The sequence below is a fragment of the Blautia sp. HCP28S3_G10 genome (assembly GCF_052065235.1).
Taxonomy (GTDB): domain Bacteria; phylum Bacillota; class Clostridia; order Lachnospirales; family Lachnospiraceae; genus Blautia_A.
The window spans coordinates 17,199-34,449 of sequence record NZ_JBQHUL010000015.1; the positions used below are offsets into that span (position 1 = coordinate 17,199).

Genomic DNA, 17,251 nt, shown 5'->3' on the forward strand with positions numbered 1-17,251 from the left:
GCTCCAACCTCCCTCTGGTTCTTATAATTTCTTTACACGGAACAGCGGCTGTCCGTACTCAACTTTCTGCTCATTACTTACCAGTACGGCTTCAATTTCACAGTCAAAATCACTCTGGATCTCATTCATGAGTTTCATTGCTTCGAGAATACATACTGTCTGTCCGTTTTTGACCTGATCTCCTACCTTTACAAATGCAGGCACATCCGGTGCAGGTGCTGAATAGAAAGTACCTACGATCGGAGATGTAATAAATAATTTTTCTTCTTCCTCTTCAGCAGGAGCAGCAGTTTCTGTCTGAGCTGCCGGTGCAGGTCCTGCTGCCACTGGCATTCCGGCTGCAACAACAGGCGGATTGTCAAGTTTGCTCATTGTGATCTTCAGATCGCCCTCTTTCAGGGTAAATTCTGTTAGAGAAGAATTTTCGATAATTTTTACCAGTCCTTCAATCTTTTCTAAATCCATTTTGGTTTCTCCTTTTCTTAAGATCTTTCTTTATTCAAAAAGTTTCGTCAGTCTCTTGGCAACAAGTCTGCAGTCCAGAACTTCTTTACAGGGCTGATGAATTGTCTTGCGCATTGCATCCAGTTCGCTGACTTCTTCCAGATACAGTTTCTGCGCTTCTTCCACTGTAATCGCCTGGAAATGAATCTTATGATCTGTTTTTCTCTGTACAATTTTCGGGATATCTACAGATATTACAGTAGCTATCTTCGCATATCCGCCGGTTGTCTGTCTGTCGGACAGAAGAATGATTGGTTTTCCATGTGAAGGAACCTGAATGGAACCAAACGCAATACCATCTGAAATAATATCTGAAGTTTCCTTAGGTGCGATAAAAGCACCCTCAAGTCTACAGCCCATTCTGTCAAAATCACTGGTCACTGTATATTCATTACTTAAAAATGTCTCTATACCCTGTCTGCTGAAAACAGCATCCTGTGGTCCCATGATTACACGTACAGTTGCTTCATCCTGATCATAATCGTCGGGTTCCAGTTTCCTTGACAGGAAAAACGGCAGATATCTTCTCTTGATACGAAAACCGATATAATCTCCGGCCTCCAGTTTACGTCCTTTAAAGCCACCGATCTTACTCTTCATATTTGTACATCTGCTGCCCATTACAACCGGTATATCCAGATAACTGGAAAAAGCAATATATCCCCTGCTTCCGGTTCTTGCGCTGGCAAATTTCAGTATATCACCTTTATTTACATAAATTGCTGTATACATCGGTGCCGGATCTCCATTGATTTTCGGCTGAAAATCACCACCGGTAATTGCTATGATCGTGGCTGATGTAAATTCAAGTGTCGGTCCTATCAGTGTGAATTCCAGAACAGCCTCATTCTCAGGATTATCCAGAAGAAGATTGGCGATTTTGAAAGCACGGACATCCATAACTCCTGCCACAGAAAATCCCTGGCTCTGATAACCGGTCCTTCCAAGATCCTGAACCGTCGTCAGCATTCCGCCTTTTAATATACGAATTCCCATTTTACACCTCTCCTTCGTGAACCACGCACTGATATTCTCCCCGGTCTACGGCTTCTTTTATGCGCTTATATTCTTTCTCATCCACCGGAACAAATCTTATATAATCTCCGGCTTCTACCAGAATCGGTACTTCTCTTTCCGGATCATAGGTCTTAACAGGTGTCATACCCATCAGCTGCCATCCTCCGGGAGAATCAAGAGGATAAATTCCTGTCTGTGAACCTCCGATTCCCACACTGCCTGCATTGATCTTAATTCTCGGATTTGCCAGACGTGGTGTATGAAGTCTTTCATCCAGGCCGCCCAGATAACAGAAGCCCGGAAGAAAACCCAACATATAAATCAGATAGTCTCTGGAAGAATGAAGTTTGATAACTTCCTCTTCAGAAAGTCCGGCATGTTCTGCAATATTAGCAATATCCGGCCCATATTCGCCGCCATAGCATACAGGAATTTCAAATATTCTTTTTTTCTGTTCTCCCGCTCTGATTTCCAGCTTCAGAAGCGCCTGCATCCTCTCACTGATCTCACCATAGGAAATGACTCTGGGGTCATAATTGATCAGAAGTGAACAAAATGCGGGAATCACATCTACAACACCTTCAATATGCTGCTCTTTCATCATCTGAACTGTAGCAGATATTTTGCGGTTGATTTCCGGACTGATCTCCTTTCCGAATTCGATCAGAATAGAGGAATCCCCTGCTGTCAAAATTCTGATATTGTCCATTTTGTTTTTCTCCTCCTTAATACACAATGTATGTATATCAGAAAAAGGTGCAATCCATCGCTGGTTACACCTTTTTCTTCATTTTAGAACAAACTTCCCAGATTGTTTACGAATGTTGTGATTCCCAGATAAGCGGAAAGAATTACAACAATGATTCCAAGAATAAGAAGCCATGTCGGGTGATGATAATTTTCACCCATAATTGATTTTTTCTTTGAAGCAATAAGGCAGATTCCCAGTGTAATCGGAAGGATCAGTCCATTTAATGCACCTGCAATAACAAGCAGTGTTGCAGGACTTCCCATAATAAACATTACAAGAGTTGATACTGCAATAAAGCCGATGATCACTTTGTTTTCATTTTCTGCGATTACCGGATGGAAAGTCTTCAGGAATGAAACTGATGTATACGCAGCTCCGATAATAGAGGTGATTGCTGCACACAGAAGTACAAGTCCTGCGAAACGATATCCGATTTGTCCTGCTCCCTGTTTAAAAGCATCTGCAGCCGGATTAGCGGCATCAAGTGTAACACCTTTTACAACAACTCCAAGTACCGCCAGGAAAAGGAAAATACGAACAATAGTTGCAATTCCGATACCCATTACCGAACTCTTATTAATTTCTTTAAGATTTTTTTCTCCTGTAATTCCAGCGTCAATAAGACGGTGTGCACCTGCAAAAGTAATATAACCTCCAACAGTTCCTCCAAGCAGTGTAATGATTGCCGGGAAAAGAGCTGTGGCTCCCGCCTCAGGTACAAAAGTATTTTTGATTGCGGAACCTACCGGCGGTTTTACTACAATGATAACAATAAAGATAACAACGATCATGATCGCACCAAGAATCTTGGTAAGTGTATCCATTGCACCTTTTGCATTCTTGGATAAAAATACAAGAATCGCAAGAACACCTGCAAGTATGTATCCTGCTTTTGTAGGTATTCCAAGGAGTGTATTAAATCCAAGCGCTCCTCCGCCTACATTTCCGATATTGAAAACAAGACCGCCAAGAACTACCATAAAGGATACAAGATATCCCAGACCCGGAAGAACTTTATTTGCCACTTCCTGTCCACGAAGGCCTGATACACACAATACCCTCCAGATATTCATCTGTGCAACTGCTGCCAGAATGATAGATACAAGAATTACAAATCCAAAACTTGCCTGATAATCACTGGTGAACTTGGACGTCTGTGTCAGAAATCCTGGGCCAATTGCTGAGGTTGCCATTAGGAATGCCGCACCTAAAAGCGCACCTCCATGTTTTTTGTTGTCACTCATCTACATCCTCTCCCTTCGGTTATAGTAAAGGCACCCTGCATTTGCAGAGTGCCCCTTCGCTTAACTGCAAATCTATTATATCATATTTTCAATTTAACAACAAGAAGATATTTTTCAGTCGATTCAATAAATTTCTTGTCATTGTGAATATTTACTTTATTCCTCTGCTACGCTACTTTGTTGTTTTTCCTGTTTTTTACAATTTTTACGCTTATAATTACGCAAATTATGGTATATTAAGAAAAAGACTTGTTAAGGAGTTTATCTTATTATGAGAAGTTTTGAATATTTTACCCCTACGAGGGTTTCTTTTGGAAAAGATACACATTTACAGGCAGGTACTGCAGTAAAGGAACTTGGCTGCAAAAAAGTCCTGATTCATTATGGCAGTCACAGCGCTGTTGAAAACGGACTCATTGATGCGATCAGCAGATCACTTTCTGATGAAGGCATTGATTTTGTCACTCTTGGCGGTGTTATCCCCAATCCACGTCTCTCAAAAGTCCGCGAGGGAATCCAGCTGTGTCAGCAGGAAAATGTTGATTTTATTCTTGCTGTAGGCGGAGGAAGTGTCATTGATTCCAGCAAAGCCATCGGCTATGGTGTTGCCAATCCCGAAACAGACGTATGGAATTTCTTTCTTCGCACAAAAACACCCACTGCCTGTCTTCCTGTAGGCGCAATTCCCACAATAGCTGCTTCCGGAAGTGAAATGAGCGGTTCCTGCGTCATTACCAATGAAGAAGGATGGCTTAAAAGAAGTACAGCGCGAAGTAATCTCTGCCGCCCGAAATTTGCACTTATGAATCCGCGTCTTACGTATACCCTTTCGCAGTACCAGACAGAAAGTGGCTGTGTGGACATTCTGATGCATACAATGGAACGTTACTTTGTCAATATTGAGACAATGGAGATCACAGACAGCATCAGCGAATCTCTGATGCAGACTGTAATATATAACGCCCGGATACTCTTGAAAGAACCCGGAAATTACAATGCACGTGCAGAAGTAATGTGGGCAGGAAGCCTTTCACATAACGGTCTTACAGGATGCGGAACCGGTGGCGGTGACTGGGCATGTCATCAGCTTGAGCACGAACTGGGTGGTCTTTATGACGTTGCTCACGGTGCCGGACTGGCTGCCATCTGGGGAAGCTGGGCAAGATATGTTTATCAGTCTAATCCCGAACGTTTTGCTCAGTTTGCTGCAAATGTATTTGATATTCCGTGCAGTATTGATTTTGAAAAAACAGCACTTGCAGGCATCGAAGCTATGGAAGACTTTTTGCGTTCCGTTAATATGCCGACAAATCTTCATGATCTCGGCCTTGATCTCAATGATCAGCAGATTCATGATCTCGCTTTCCGGTGCAGTTTCGAAGACACACGGACTATCGGTGTATTTAAGCAGTTAAATATGAAAGATATGGAAAAAATCTATCAAATGGCTTCAAGATAAACAAAAACCTTTCAGTACCATCCCGGTATTGAAAGGTTTTATTTATCCGTTCCGTACACAGTGTCAAATATTTTACTGAATCAGGTATACATCTGTATAATATACACCTTTTGCCTCTCCTTCAGCATGCGTTGCCACATAAATGTCAATACAGTTTGTCTTGATCGCACCTCCACAGTCTTCTGCAACATACACCTGTCCATTAATCACTACTTTACTTCCATATGGTATCTGAGACGGATCAACTGCAATTGTATGATTCGTTGTCGCTATAACTCCTGTAGACGTAATTCCATTTGACCACGGTCCACAGCAGATACTACAAGGACAATAATGTGTGATCTTGAACTTGCCAAGCGGTTTCAGGGAAGCATCAGAGGAAGCTGCAACCGGTGTTCCGATCTGAACCCCATTTTCTTCTGAAACTGTGCCGCCTGCTTCGATCGCATCTGCGAAAACACCTTCACCCGAACTTTTATGAACTGTACCGGCGTTTTCTTTTTTATCAATTGTATCTTCCGAAGCTGAATCTGCTTCCGGAAGATTTAGGACACTTGTGGGTATATATCCTTCCTGGCTGCTTCCGTCACTGGCCTGATACTCAATCCTGCTCCATCCGCCATTCACTGTTCCGGTTCTTTTAACCTGGTCAAGTTCAATAACTTCTCCGACAACTTCTCCATCTTTTCTTCCCGGAAAATCCAGTATATCACAGTCAGACTTCACCTCTACCTCATCTTCCACCGATGTGATCTGGATATCCTCACTCAACATCTGATTCTGTATGTATCCATTGACTTTTCCATCACTGCTGTCGTAAGACACCTTACTCCAGCCATTATCACAGACACCGTTTCTCTGTACCTGATTTCCTAGTGTAAGTTCTTCAAGTACTTCACCATTATCACCCGGTACAGTATATATATCAGCCGTTCTGGAAGTAACATACAGTGTTTCCTGCTGTGCAGCCACTTTGACCGTATTTCCACTGCCATCTTCAGTTTCAAAAGTCTGAATCGTCTTGTTCTCTTTCTGTGCATTTTCAACTACTGTTTCATAATCCAGAACAGCACCATATGCATTCACCGACTGACTCAGTAATGCAATACTCAAAACCACTGTTCCTATTTTAAATTTCACTGAATGCCACCTCGTCTCTTTTTTAATCCTGTTACTGTTCATATATTTTTCAACCATGCTATCTATAAATTGTTTCGTGCAATGCACGCCCACAATTTTACCCTGGTACCACCCACTGCTTATTGCTTTTTGCAATTGAAGCGGGGGGACTTACTTGGTTCGGTAAAAATATTGTAGCACAGGAAATAAACGAATTCCAATTATACACAGATTTTTCACTGTTTTTTTATGAAATAAAAAAAATCGAAAAAAAATCAAAAAAACATTTGACAACAGCAATTTCATCTGGTATAGTATGAATTGTCGCTGAGGTAAACACCTCAACAAAACAAATGCGATAGTGGCGTAGTTGGTAACGTGCGACCTTGCCAAGGTCGAGACCGCGGGTTCGAGCCCCGTCTATCGCTCTTAAGAATCAGGATTATTCCTGATTCTTTTTTATTCTGCAAACCATCTCTACTAATAGCAGTTCCCCAAAAACATTGATTTTATCTTTTCTAACGAATTATATTTCTATTTTATCCAATACACAGAAAACCTGGTGTATGTTATCATGTTGAAAACATACACCAGGTTTTCGTGAATTAAATAATAAATCAATGATGGAACAATCTGATGCCGGTAAATGCCATTACCATTCCATACTTATTACATGTCTCAATAACTGCATCATCTCTTACAGATCCACCTGGCTGAGCAATATATTCCACGCCGCTCTTATGCGCACGTTCAATATTATCACTGAAAGGGAAGAACGCATCAGAACCAAGTGTAACCTCTGTCATCTGATCCAGCCATGCTCTTTTCGCTTCTTTTGTAAATACAGCCGGTTTCTCCGTAAATGTATTTTCCCATACGCCATCAGCAAGAACATCCATATATTCATCTCCGATATAAACATCAATAGCATTGTCACGCTCTGCTCTGCTGATAGTATCCTTAAATGGAAGATTCAGAACCTGCGGACTCTGACGAAGGAACCAGTTATCAGCCTTCTGGCCTGCCAGTCTTGTACAGTGAACACGAGACTGCTGTCCTGCACCCACACCGATTGCCTGTCCGTTTTTGACATAACATACGGAGTTAGACTGTGTATATTTCAGAATAATCAGAGAAACTTTCATATCTCTCTTTGCTTCTTCACTAAGATCTTTATTATCTGTTACAATATTTGAGATCAGTTCATCATCAATAGCAAGTTCCTGACGCCCCTGTTCAAAAGTGACTCCAAATACCTGTTTATGTTCCAGCTGAGCCGGTACATATTCAGGATCAATCTCAATCACATTGTAGTTTCCTTTTTTCTTCTGTTTCAGGATTTCAAGTGCCTCTTCCGTATATCCAGGTGCAATAACGCCATCAGAAACTTCTCTCTTGATGAGCATTGCCGTATCTTTGTCGCATACATCTGACAAAGAAATAAAATCGCCAAAAGAAGACATACGGTCTGCGCCTCTGGCTCTTGCATAAGCACATGCAAGTGGAGAAAACTCCTTCCAGTTCATATCATCTACCCAGTAGATCTTTGCAAGTGTTTCTGTAAGAGGCAGTCCTATTGCAGCTCCTGCAGGAGAAACATGTTTAAAAGAAGTTGCGGCCGGAAGTCCGGTAGCTTTTTTCAGATCACGCACAAGCTGCCAGCCATTAAATGCATCCAGGAAATTGATATATCCAGGTTTTCCGCTCAGAACTTTAATTGGAAGTTCTCCATTATCCTCCATATAAATTCTGGACGGTTTCTGATTCGGATTGCAGCCATATTTTAACTGAAGTTCTTTCATTTCTCTTTCCCCCTTAGCAGTTCTTATTTATGATAGTTGTTTCATATTTTCCAGTTTCAATATCAATATAACGTACAAAAAGAGAAACCTTATTGTCCTCGTTCAGATTATTCCAGAGCAGTTCTGCAAACTCGTGCATATCATTCGGAATATCAACCAGTTTTGGTTCTCCCTCAAAACTCGGAAGTGGATTTCCATCACATTTATATGTATGGATAAAACGTCCCTCTCCAGGAATTGCATTTTCATATGCATATGTATAGCGGAGACATGCATCTGGATTCCCATTGTTGCTCTTGAGAATTGACATTGCATAACTGTATTTTCCATTTTCAATATGCATTACACCAGAAATACGTGGTGTATAATTCGGTCCATCCGGTTCAAATTCACGGCTTCTTAAAGACTGTTCAAATGTCAGCTGACGGTCAAGGCCTTCATAAATTGTATCTGTCTGATCTCCGTTTGTTACGATGGTTTTATTTCCAAGGACTCTTACCGGTGCATAAATGATAAGACTTGGATCAGTAAGTTTTGACGGGTCAAATGCCTCTGTGCGGATTCCCTCTCCTTCTGTTACAAAAACACGGTTTCTGCTGTTTTCGCTGCGTCCCATGATAAAATATGCAGTTACTGCTTTTGTTCCGTCAGCAGAACGTCCGATGATGATTCCTCTTCCGGGATAAGAATTTTTTTTCAGTTCCTGTTCCAGTGAAATTTTTTCCATGATCATTCTCCTTTTTGCACTTTATTGTATTGGAATGCACTACCTCGATTTGAATACAGAAAGTCTGCCACCGGCAGCCTTTCTTGCATACTTTGGCATACAGAAAATCTGCCACTGACAGCTTCTCTTGTATACTTTGGCATCAAAAAACCGCCTGGGTAGTCTGTCATTCAGGCTGCCCAGGCGGTCGGCTTTTCACTTACTGCACTCCCTGTAGGTAATTCCTACTTTCCGCCAGTCATGCAGTCGTTATCTATACTTTACAATACTTTATTTTAATTTTCAAGGGAAAAATTATTTATCGTCTACGCTGTAGTTCGGAGCCTCTTTTGTGATATGGATATCATGCGGATGAGACTCTTTAAGAGATGCAGCGGAAATCTTAATAAATCTTCCGGTTGTTTTCAGCGTTTCGATGTTCTCTGCTCCACAATATCCCATACCGGAACGGAGACCACCTATAAGCTGGAAAATAGTATCTTCAATATGACCTTTATAAGCCACACGGCCTTCAACACCTTCAGGAACAAGTTTCTTCGCATTTTCCTGGAAGTAACGGTCTTTGCTGCCGTTTTCCATGGCTGCGATGGATCCCATTCCACGGTAAACTTTGTATTTACGTCCCTGATATAATTCAAATGTTCCCGGGCTTTCATCACATCCGGCGAACATGCTTCCCATCATACAAACATTTGCTCCTGCTGCAATTGCTTTTGTAACATCTCCGGAATATTTAATTCCACCATCTGCGATGATCGGGATTCCGAAGCGGTTTGCAACTTCATAACAGTCCATTACTGCTGTAATCTGCGGCACACCAATACCTGCAACCACACGTGTTGTACAGATAGATCCAGGTCCGATACCAACTTTAACAGCATCCACACCTGCATCAATAAGAGCCTTTGTAGCAGCTCCTGTAGCAACGTTACCTGCAATAACCTGAAGATCCGGATACACATCTTTGATCTGACGGACAGCCTTAAGAATGTTCTCAGAATGACCATGTGCAGAATCAATAACAATAACATCGACATTTGCATTCACAAGTGCTTCCACACGTGCAAGAACATTGGAAGTAATTCCAACAGCCGCACCACAGAGAAGTCTTCCCTGAGCATCTTTTGCTGCCAGCGGATATTTGATCTGTTTTTCAATATCCTTAATGGTGATCAGACCTTTTAAATTAAAATCATCATCTACAATGGGTAATTTTTCTTTACGGGATTTTGCGAGAATTTTCTTTGCTTCTTCAAGTGTGATTCCCTCTTTTGCGGTAATCAGACCCTCGGAAGTCATACATTCTCTGATTTTTTTACTGAAATCTGTTTCGAATTTAAGATCACGGTTGGTGATGATACCGACAAGTTTCCGGCCTTCTGTGATCGGCACACCGGAAATACGGAATTTAGCCATCAGATTATTTGCATCTTCAAGAGTATTGTCTGCGGATAAAAAGAATGGATCTGTAATAACACCGTTCTCAGAACGTTTTACTTTATCTACCTCTTCTGCCTGCGCCTCAATAGACATGTTCTTATGGATAATACCAATACCACCCTGTCTCGCCATTGCGATTGCCATACGATGTTCGGTAACTGTATCCATACCTGCGCTCATCATAGGAATGTTAAGTTTGATTTTTTTTGTTAAATACGTTGTCACATCTACCTGATTCGGAATTACTTTTGAATACGCCGGAACTAACAGAACGTCATCAAATGTAATACCTTCACCGATGATAGTACCCATTGCATTTCCTCCCTTGTATTGTTTAATATAAGATTTGTAGCCTAGTGTAACAAAAATAAGTTACAGTGTCAATCCAAAAAAACTTTGCCAGGTGCTGAATTTTTGATAGCCTGTATCATATGTTCGTCCGGTTCGATAATGATTCTGCAGTTTTCATTTTCGGATTTTATTATAACAGCAAAGCGTCTGTGAGACGGATCTCCTGATGAATAATCCAGCGTTTTCAGCTTTGTATTTCCGTTATAATAGTCCATTCGATGAGAATTCAGTGGTGCGATCAGATCGGCCTCCCTGATATCCAGTGATTTCACTTTTTTTCGTTTGGACTTTGCCATAACTGCATCAATATCAAGTTCCCCATTTACAAAAAGATATTCATATTCCATATCTGTCTTCGGAATGATGAAATAGCAGGCTACCGCAAGTGCAACCGCAACTATAAGCAGAAGCGGGATCATAAAAAGACCTGCTGCCGCAAAAAGTACTGTCAGTGCAATCAGGCCGTATCTTATCACTGCGTCCTTTGTCGTCGGCTGTTTTTTTACCAGATATTCTGAGTACAGATCACCCATAAATCTTCCTCCTTTGAGATTAATTTTATATATTTTATCATAAAAAAGGTCAGCGTCTATAAGACGCCAACCTTTTTGGAGTCTGATTCTGTCACAAAAGCGTGATTACATCATTCCCATGCCCTGTCCGCCAGCAGGCATTGCAGGGGTATCTTCTTTGATTGTTGCTACTACGGATTCAGTTGTAAGTAATGTAGAAGCTACACTTGTTGCATTCTGAAGAGCACTTCTTGTTACTTTTGCAGGATCAAGGATTCCTGCACCAACCATATCAACATATTTTTCATTCAGAGCATCAAATCCGATTCCTGGTTCAGATTCTCTTACTTTGTTGATAATTACAGAACCTTCCAGACCTGCATTTGCAGAAATATGGAATAAAGGAGCTTCCAGAGCTTTCAGGATAACATTTGCACCTGTCTTCTCATCACCCTCCAGAGTAGCTGCCAGTTCAGCAACCTTCTTGGACGCATGGATATAAGCAGATCCGCCACCTGCGATGATACCTTCTTCTACAGCTGCTCGTGTAGCTGCAAGAGCATCTTCCAGACGAAGTTTTGCTTCTTTCATTTCTGTTTCAGTTGCAGCACCAACACGGATAACAGCTACGCCACCAGCCAGTTTTGCAAGTCTTTCCTGTAATTTTTCTCTGTCGAAGTCAGATTTTGTTTCTTCGATCTGTCCACGGATCTGACCAACACGATCAGAAATTGCTTTCTTGTCACCAAGACCGTCAACGATAACTGTATTTTCTTTTGTAACTTTGACAGATTTAGCACGGCCAAGCTGAGCCATTGTAGCTTCTTTAAGTTCAAGACCAACTTCTTCGGAAATAACCTGGCCACCTGTAAGGATTGCGATATCCTGAAGCATTTCTTTTCTTCTGTCACCATATCCAGGAGCTTTGACAGCTACAACCTGGAAAGTACCTCTTAATTTGTTTACGATCAGAGTTGTAAGTGCTTCTCCTTCAACATCTTCTGCGATAATAAGAAGTTTTGCACCTGCCTGAACAACCTGCTCCAGTAATGGAAGGATTTCCTGAATATTGCTGATCTTCTTGTCTGTGATCAAAATATATGGATCTTCCAGAGTTGCTTCCATTTTTTCCATATCTGTGGACATATATGCAGAAAGATATCCACGATCAAACTGCATACCTTCTACCAGATCCAGTTCTGTATGCATTGTTTTTGATTCTTCTACTGTGATAACACCGTCATTGGAAACTTTTTCCATAGCATCTGCAACCAGCTGTCCAACTTCTTCGTCACTTGCGGAGATAGCTGCAACATTTGCGATCTGTGCTTTGCCACTGATCTTCTGGCTCATTTCCTTGATTGCTTCTACAGCTGTATCTGTAGCCTTTTTCATTCCTTTACGAAGGATGATCGGGTTAGCACCTGCTGCAAGGTTTTTCATTCCTTCATGAACCATTGCCTGTGCAAGTACTGTAGCTGTTGTGGTACCATCACCTGCTACATCGTTAGTCTTGGATGCAACTTCTCTGATCAGCTGAGCACCCATATTTTCAAATCTGTCTTCCAGTTCGATTTCTTTTGCGATTGTAACACCATCATTAGTGATGAGTGGAGCACCAAAAGATTTGTCAAGAACTACGTTTCTTCCTTTTGGTCCGATTGTTACTCTTACTGTATCTGCAAGTTTGTTAACACCGCTCTCCAGTGCTGCTCTTGCTTCTGCGCCGAATTTAATTTCTTTTGCCATGATTATTTACCTCCTGTTATTCAACTACAGCTAAAATGTCATTCTGTTTTACGATAATATATTCTTCACCGTCAAGTTTAACTTCTGTTCCTGCATATTTAGAATAGATAACCTTGTCGCCGACTTTGACTTCCATTTTTACTTCTTTGCCATCAACAACTCCACCAGGACCTACAGCAATAACTTCTGCCTGCTGAGGTTTTTCCTGAGCCTGGCCAGGAAGTACAATACCGGATTTTGTTGTTTCTTCTGCTTCTAACTGTTTTAATACTACTCTGTCACCTAAAGGTACTAATTTCATGATCTATTATCCTCCTTTATTCACTGTCTTAGGAATTACTAGCACTCATTTTCTATGAGTGCTAATCACTGTCCTTATATTATTGAATTTGGTTGTTTTCTGCAACTCTTTTAATTTGTGTTAATTTCATATATACCTTTTCTTATCTTGCTTTTTCTTTCATTTTCTATCATTTTCTCATTTTCTGTTTTTTCAGATTATTTTTAGGTTCAAATCTGAATGCGTCAGATTATGACCCAACATGTAATAGGAACATTACGGAGTAATTTGCTATTACGTCAAAAAAGCTCCTCCCTTACAGGAAAGAGCTTTTGTATTTTTATTTATCAGACCTTTTTGTTTCTCTGCGCTTTAATTTCTTCCAGTTCATCAAAGATCACTTCGTTCAGAACTTTAATATAGGTTCCTTTCATACCGGAAGAACGCGATTCAATAACACCTGCACTTTCAAATTTACGCAGTGCATTTACAATTACGGATCTGGTGATTCCAACTCTGTCGGCAATCTTACTTGCCACAAGAATACCCTCTTCCCCGTCAAGCTCATCAAAAATATGGATGATTGCTTCAAGTTCTGAGAATGAGAGAGTATTAAATGCCGACTTGACAACTTGCTGCTTACGGTCTTCTTCTGCATTTTCTTCATGTACAGCCCGCATCATTTCCAATCCGACAACGGTTGTTCCGTATTCACTGACAATAATATCCTCAATATCATAAGGTTTGTCATTGCGGTACATAAATACTGTTCCGAGACGTTCCCCTGCAATGTCAATTGGATTGATGATCCCCTGACATCTGCTGTCTACATGTTCAAATCCAAGTGTCTGAAGATTAACATTTTCTTTTGTGGAAAGGACTCCCAGAAAGCGTTCATTCAGTAAAGAATCCACATGTCCGCCAACTTTGTCTTCGATCAGTTCTGTGATTTCATCTACACCCGGACATAAACTGATGCCCAGCACTTTTCCCTTCTTGCTTAATACCAGAATATTAGAACTTAATGTGTCCATCAAAACCTGGCAGATGTCGTTAAAAACCACTTTACTGGAACTGCTATTGTGTAAAAGTTTGTTTATTTTTCTTGTTTTATCCAACAGTTGTACGCTCATCTCGGCCTCCTTCTCTATCTTCATATCTAAATGTTCTTTATAGAGATAATATTACACGCTTTTCTGGTAAAATACAAGATATTTTTATATTATTTTCAATTTTATTGACATTTTCTGAAAATTCATCACTATTCACAGCAACTCAGTCTTCTTTTGGTTTTTGTTCTACATAACCACATGTTGTCTGACTGCATGCAAGTTTATTTCCCTTTTCAACCATGTAACTTCCACAGACAGGACATTTTTTGTTGGATGGCTTTTGCCAGGACATGAAATCACATTCCGGGTTATCCACACAGCCGTAATATTTTCTTCCCTTCTGAGTCTTTTTCATTACAACATCTTTTCCACATTTCGGACATGAAACACCTATTTTTTCGTAATATGGTTTTGTATTACGACATTCCGGGAAGCCCGGACATGCAAGGAATCTTCCATGTGGGCCATATTTAATGACCATATTTCTTCCACAGACATCGCAGATCTCATCAGTAACTTCATCCTGTATATCTACTTTTTCAAGTTCTTTTTCAGCCGCATCTACATCTCGCTTAAGATCAGGATAGAAATTCCGTACAACTGTCTTCCACTGTACCGAGCCTTCTTCTACACAGTCAAGGAGTCCCTCCATCATTGCAGTGAAGCGGACATCCACAATGCTTGGAAATGCCTGTTTCATAATATTATTAACGACCTCTCCAAGTTCCGTTACATAAAGATTCTTCTGTTCCTTTGATACATAACGACGGCTGATAATTGTAGTAATTGTCGGCGCATACGTACTCGGACGTCCGATTCCCTGTTCCTCAAGAGTTTTTACCAGAGATGCTTCTGTATAATGAGCCGGTGGCTGTGTAAAGTGCTGTTCCGGTTTCAGTTCTTTAAGTTCCAGTTTTATTCCCTTTTCAAGACTCTGACTGAGAACATTACCTTTTTTGTTGTCCTCTTCCTGTGTATATACAGACATAAATCCGTCAAATACGATTTTAGAAGCTGCAACTGTAAAATTATATTCTCCTGCACCGATTTTCACAGAAGTTGTCTCGTATTTTGCAGCAGCCATCCTGCTGGCTGCAAAACGTTTCCAGATAAGCTGATACAGACGGAACTGATCTCTTGAAAGAGATTCCTTGATCATTACAGGAGTTCTGCTTATGTCTGTAGGACGAATTGCCTCATGTGCATCCTGAATCTTCTGATCCTTCTTAACAGTCTTATCACTGTCTGAAACATAAACTTCCCCGTACTGTCCTCCGATATATTCTCTGGCAGCCTGATCTGCTTCATGTGAAATACGGGTGGAATCTGTACGCAGATAAGTGATTACACCGACTGTGCCGTTTCCTTTAATATCCACGCCTTCATAAAGCTGCTGCGCAAGACGCATCGTCTTCTGTGTAGAAAAATTCAGTGTCTTAGCTGCCTCCTGCTGCAGTGTACTGGTTGTAAAAGGAAGGGGGGCATTTTTGATACGCTCACCTTTACGCACCTCAGTGATCTCATACTCTTCATCCTGAAGTTTTGTCAGAAGTTCATCCATTTCTTTTTTGTTATGGATTGGAATCTTTTTGTCTGTTCCGTAAAATTTCGCAAGAAGAGGCTTCTTTTCACCTTTTACCTTAAATTCTCCTTCCAGACTCCAGTATTCTTCAGGAATAAAGGAATTAATTTCATCCTCTCTGTCACAGATGATCCTGAGTGCAACAGACTGTACACGGCCGGCGCTTAACCCTCGTTTAACCTTCGCCCACAAAAGCGGACTGATCGTATAACCAACCATACGGTCCAGCATTCTTCTTGCCTGCTGTGCATCTACAAGATTCATATTCAGCTGTCTTGGCTGTTTGATAGAGTTCTTCACCGCAGTTTTGGTGATCTCATTAAAAGTGATCCTGCTCATTTTGTCAGGATTTTCTTTCAGAGCCTGCATAAGGTGCCAGGAAATAGCTTCTCCCTCACGGTCGGGGTCAGTTGCGAGATAAATTTTATCTGCTTTTTTTGCTGCTTTACGTAGATTTGCAAGCAGTTCGCCCTTTCCTCTTATTGTTATATATTTAGGCTCGAAATCATTTTCTACATCAATTCCAAACTGACTCTTCGGAAAATCCCTTACATGTCCGTTCGACGCCTGTACATCATAATTGCTCCCAAGAAACTTTTTGATGGTTTTTACTTTAGCAGGTGATTCCACTATCACCAGATATTTCGCCATGTTAACTCTCCTATTTCTGATAAAATCGGCGGGAATTCTGTTATCAGCTACTCTTTATATAATTATGCCGGCCGACCTCCCGCGCCAGTCCCGACAATGTTAATTCCAGTAACAGGTTTCCCATTTTCTGCGCTGAAATGCCTGTTTTCCGGATCAGATAATCAACTGATTTTGGTCGTAAATCGAGACAACTATACACCAATTTTAAATCCCTTGCAAGTCCTAAGTGTTTTTTTTCATCTGATTTTACGTTATTTTCATAATTAATTCCCAATTCCTCCAATAGTATCTCTGGAGTATATGCAATTCCCGCCCCGTCATAAATAAGCTTGTTACAGCCTCTGCTCAACTCTTCGTTTACAGGTCCAGGAACTGCAAAGACAGTTTTTCCCTGTTCCAGTGCCCATTGTGCAGTAATAAGAGAGCCACTGTTTTCACGGGCTTCAACAATCAGCACCAGATCTGCCAGCCCGCTGATAATTCTGTTTCTTGCAGGAAAAAAATAATTTCTTGCCCTTGTTCCTGCCGGATATTCACTTATAATACCTCCACTATCGTTCTGTATCCTCTGATAAAGATTTCTGTTTCCGGCAGGATAACAGATATCTACTCCATTTGCCAGAATCGCATATGTCGGTGTTTTTCCTTCCAGTGCACCTTTATGTGCTTCTGCATCTATGCCATAAGCCATTCCACTGATAATCTGTACACCCGCACTGCTCAGGGTTTTTGCAAATTGAAATGCCTGTATTCTTCCATATGTACTGCATGCTCTTGCTCCCACAATCGCCACAGAAGATTTTTCCTCCTTTGGAAGCTGCCCTTTTATATAAAGAGCTTCCGGCATATCTGGATATGCTTTCAGTTTTTGGGGGTAGTCTTTATGCTCTTTTGGTACTTTCCGAATCATTTCCATCATTTTTTCTTCCATATAAAATACCTCATTTGAAT

At 41.0% G+C, this 17,251-nt stretch carries 15 protein-coding genes, 1 tRNA gene and 1 riboswitch; of the genes, 2 read left to right on the plus strand and 14 right to left on the minus strand.

What is annotated here, in order from left to right; translation table 11 throughout:
* Positions 1-21 precede the first annotated feature (21 nt).
* The 4 genes from accB to ACTNB8_RS07845 form a co-directional block, all read right to left on the minus strand.
* Positions 22-465 carry an acetyl-CoA carboxylase biotin carboxyl carrier protein gene (accB, locus tag ACTNB8_RS07830; RefSeq protein ID WP_441053719.1) on the minus strand — a complete coding sequence of 148 codons (444 nt, stop codon included), beginning with the start codon at positions 463-465 and terminating at the stop codon, positions 22-24.
* A 30-nt stretch (positions 466-495) separates the two neighbouring features.
* Positions 496-1,500 carry a biotin-dependent carboxyltransferase family protein gene (locus ACTNB8_RS07835; protein ID WP_441053720.1) on the minus strand — a complete coding sequence of 335 codons (1,005 nt, stop codon included), beginning with the start codon at positions 1,498-1,500 and terminating at the stop codon, positions 496-498.
* 1 nt (position 1,501) lies between these two features.
* Positions 1,502-2,230, minus strand: coding sequence for a 5-oxoprolinase subunit PxpB (gene pxpB, locus ACTNB8_RS07840; protein ID WP_441053722.1), 729 nt, complete (start codon positions 2,228-2,230; stop codon positions 1,502-1,504).
* 83 nt (positions 2,231-2,313) lie between these two features.
* Entirely contained in the window at positions 2,314-3,516 is a 1,203-nt protein-coding gene (locus tag ACTNB8_RS07845; protein ID WP_441053724.1) for an NRAMP family divalent metal transporter, read from the minus strand.
* Between the two features lie 271 nt (positions 3,517-3,787).
* Here ACTNB8_RS07845 and ACTNB8_RS07850 point away from each other — a divergent pair, with 271 nt between their 5' ends.
* Positions 3,788-4,975 (plus strand): iron-containing alcohol dehydrogenase, encoded by a 1,188-nt coding sequence (locus ACTNB8_RS07850; RefSeq protein WP_441053726.1) that lies wholly within the window; start codon positions 3,788-3,790, stop codon positions 4,973-4,975.
* A gap of 72 nt (positions 4,976-5,047) precedes the next feature.
* Here the strand turns inward: ACTNB8_RS07850 and ACTNB8_RS07855 are convergent, their stop codons facing one another.
* Positions 5,048-6,115 carry a 3D domain-containing protein gene (locus tag ACTNB8_RS07855; protein ID WP_441053728.1) on the minus strand — a complete coding sequence of 356 codons (1,068 nt, stop codon included), beginning with the start codon at positions 6,113-6,115 and terminating at the stop codon, positions 5,048-5,050.
* Positions 6,116-6,449: 334 nt separating this feature from the next.
* Here ACTNB8_RS07855 and ACTNB8_RS07860 point away from each other — a divergent pair.
* A tRNA-Gly gene (locus ACTNB8_RS07860) sits at positions 6,450-6,522 on the plus strand.
* A gap of 189 nt (positions 6,523-6,711) precedes the next feature.
* Here the strand turns inward: ACTNB8_RS07860 and ACTNB8_RS07865 are convergent.
* The 9 genes from ACTNB8_RS07865 to dprA all read right to left on the minus strand — a co-directional run bounded on the left by ACTNB8_RS07865 (position 6,712) and on the right by dprA (position 17,231).
* The gene (locus ACTNB8_RS07865) at positions 6,712-7,896 is read right to left on the minus strand and encodes a phosphoribosylaminoimidazolecarboxamide formyltransferase (protein WP_441053730.1); all 1,185 of its coding nucleotides are present in this window, start codon (positions 7,894-7,896) and stop codon (positions 6,712-6,714) included.
* Positions 7,897-7,909: 13 nt separating this feature from the next.
* The gene (locus ACTNB8_RS07870) at positions 7,910-8,623 is read right to left on the minus strand and encodes an IMP cyclohydrolase (protein WP_441053731.1); all 714 of its coding nucleotides are present in this window, start codon (positions 8,621-8,623) and stop codon (positions 7,910-7,912) included.
* A 170-nt stretch (positions 8,624-8,793) separates the two neighbouring features.
* Positions 8,794-8,875: riboswitch (ZMP/ZTP riboswitch) on the minus strand.
* Positions 8,876-8,917: 42 nt separating this feature from the next.
* Positions 8,918-10,375 (minus strand): IMP dehydrogenase, encoded by a 1,458-nt coding sequence (gene guaB, locus ACTNB8_RS07875; RefSeq protein WP_441053733.1) that lies wholly within the window; start codon positions 10,373-10,375, stop codon positions 8,918-8,920.
* A gap of 68 nt (positions 10,376-10,443) precedes the next feature.
* Positions 10,444-10,947: a DUF6106 family protein gene (locus ACTNB8_RS07880; protein ID WP_441053734.1), complete on the minus strand. Its 504-nt coding sequence runs from the start codon at positions 10,945-10,947 to the stop codon at positions 10,444-10,446.
* Positions 10,948-11,052: 105 nt separating this feature from the next.
* Positions 11,053-12,675, minus strand: a complete 1,623-nt coding sequence (groL, locus tag ACTNB8_RS07885) for a chaperonin GroEL (RefSeq protein WP_296157857.1) — start codon at positions 12,673-12,675, stop codon at positions 11,053-11,055.
* A 16-nt stretch (positions 12,676-12,691) separates the two neighbouring features.
* The gene (gene groES, locus ACTNB8_RS07890) at positions 12,692-12,976 is read right to left on the minus strand and encodes a co-chaperone GroES (protein WP_296157856.1); all 285 of its coding nucleotides are present in this window, start codon (positions 12,974-12,976) and stop codon (positions 12,692-12,694) included.
* Between the two features lie 326 nt (positions 12,977-13,302).
* Positions 13,303-14,088 carry a GTP-sensing pleiotropic transcriptional regulator CodY gene (codY, locus tag ACTNB8_RS07895; protein ID WP_441053737.1) on the minus strand — a complete coding sequence of 262 codons (786 nt, stop codon included), beginning with the start codon at positions 14,086-14,088 and terminating at the stop codon, positions 13,303-13,305.
* 142 nt (positions 14,089-14,230) lie between these two features.
* The gene (gene topA / locus ACTNB8_RS07900) at positions 14,231-16,300 is read right to left on the minus strand and encodes a type I DNA topoisomerase (RefSeq protein ID WP_441053739.1); all 2,070 of its coding nucleotides are present in this window, start codon (positions 16,298-16,300) and stop codon (positions 14,231-14,233) included.
* A 43-nt stretch (positions 16,301-16,343) separates the two neighbouring features.
* Positions 16,344-17,231, minus strand: a complete 888-nt coding sequence (dprA, locus tag ACTNB8_RS07905) for a DNA-processing protein DprA (RefSeq protein ID WP_441053741.1) — start codon at positions 17,229-17,231, stop codon at positions 16,344-16,346.
* Positions 17,232-17,251: the final 20 nt, after the last annotated feature.

Bases quoted from the DNA above. Each gene is read 5' to 3' on its own strand.
- accB (WP_441053719.1), bottom strand. From the start codon at position 465: ATGGATTTAGAAAAGATTGAAGGACTGGTAAAAATTATCGAAAATTCT.
- ACTNB8_RS07835 (WP_441053720.1), bottom strand. From the start codon at position 1,500: ATGGGAATTCGTATATTAAAAGGCGGAATGCTGACGACGGTTCAGGAT.
- pxpB (WP_441053722.1), bottom strand. From the start codon at position 2,230: ATGGACAATATCAGAATTTTGACAGCAGGGGATTCCTCTATTCTGATC.
- ACTNB8_RS07845 (WP_441053724.1), bottom strand. From the start codon at position 3,516: ATGAGTGACAACAAAAAACATGGAGGTGCGCTTTTAGGTGCGGCATTC.
- ACTNB8_RS07850 (WP_441053726.1), top strand. From the start codon at position 3,788: ATGAGAAGTTTTGAATATTTTACCCCTACGAGGGTTTCTTTTGGAAAA.
- ACTNB8_RS07865 (WP_441053730.1), bottom strand. From the start codon at position 7,896: ATGAAAGAACTTCAGTTAAAATATGGCTGCAATCCGAATCAGAAACCG.
- ACTNB8_RS07870 (WP_441053731.1), bottom strand. From the start codon at position 8,623: ATGGAAAAAATTTCACTGGAACAGGAACTGAAAAAAAATTCTTATCCC.
- guaB (WP_441053733.1), bottom strand. From the start codon at position 10,375: ATGGGTACTATCATCGGTGAAGGTATTACATTTGATGACGTTCTGTTA.
- ACTNB8_RS07880 (WP_441053734.1), bottom strand. From the start codon at position 10,947: ATGGGTGATCTGTACTCAGAATATCTGGTAAAAAAACAGCCGACGACA.
- groL (WP_296157857.1), bottom strand. From the start codon at position 12,675: ATGGCAAAAGAAATTAAATTCGGCGCAGAAGCAAGAGCAGCACTGGAG.
- groES (WP_296157856.1), bottom strand. From the start codon at position 12,976: ATGAAATTAGTACCTTTAGGTGACAGAGTAGTATTAAAACAGTTAGAA.
- codY (WP_441053737.1), bottom strand. From the start codon at position 14,088: ATGAGCGTACAACTGTTGGATAAAACAAGAAAAATAAACAAACTTTTA.
- topA (WP_441053739.1), bottom strand. From the start codon at position 16,300: ATGGCGAAATATCTGGTGATAGTGGAATCACCTGCTAAAGTAAAAACC.
- dprA (WP_441053741.1), bottom strand. From the start codon at position 17,231: ATGGAAGAAAAAATGATGGAAATGATTCGGAAAGTACCAAAAGAGCAT.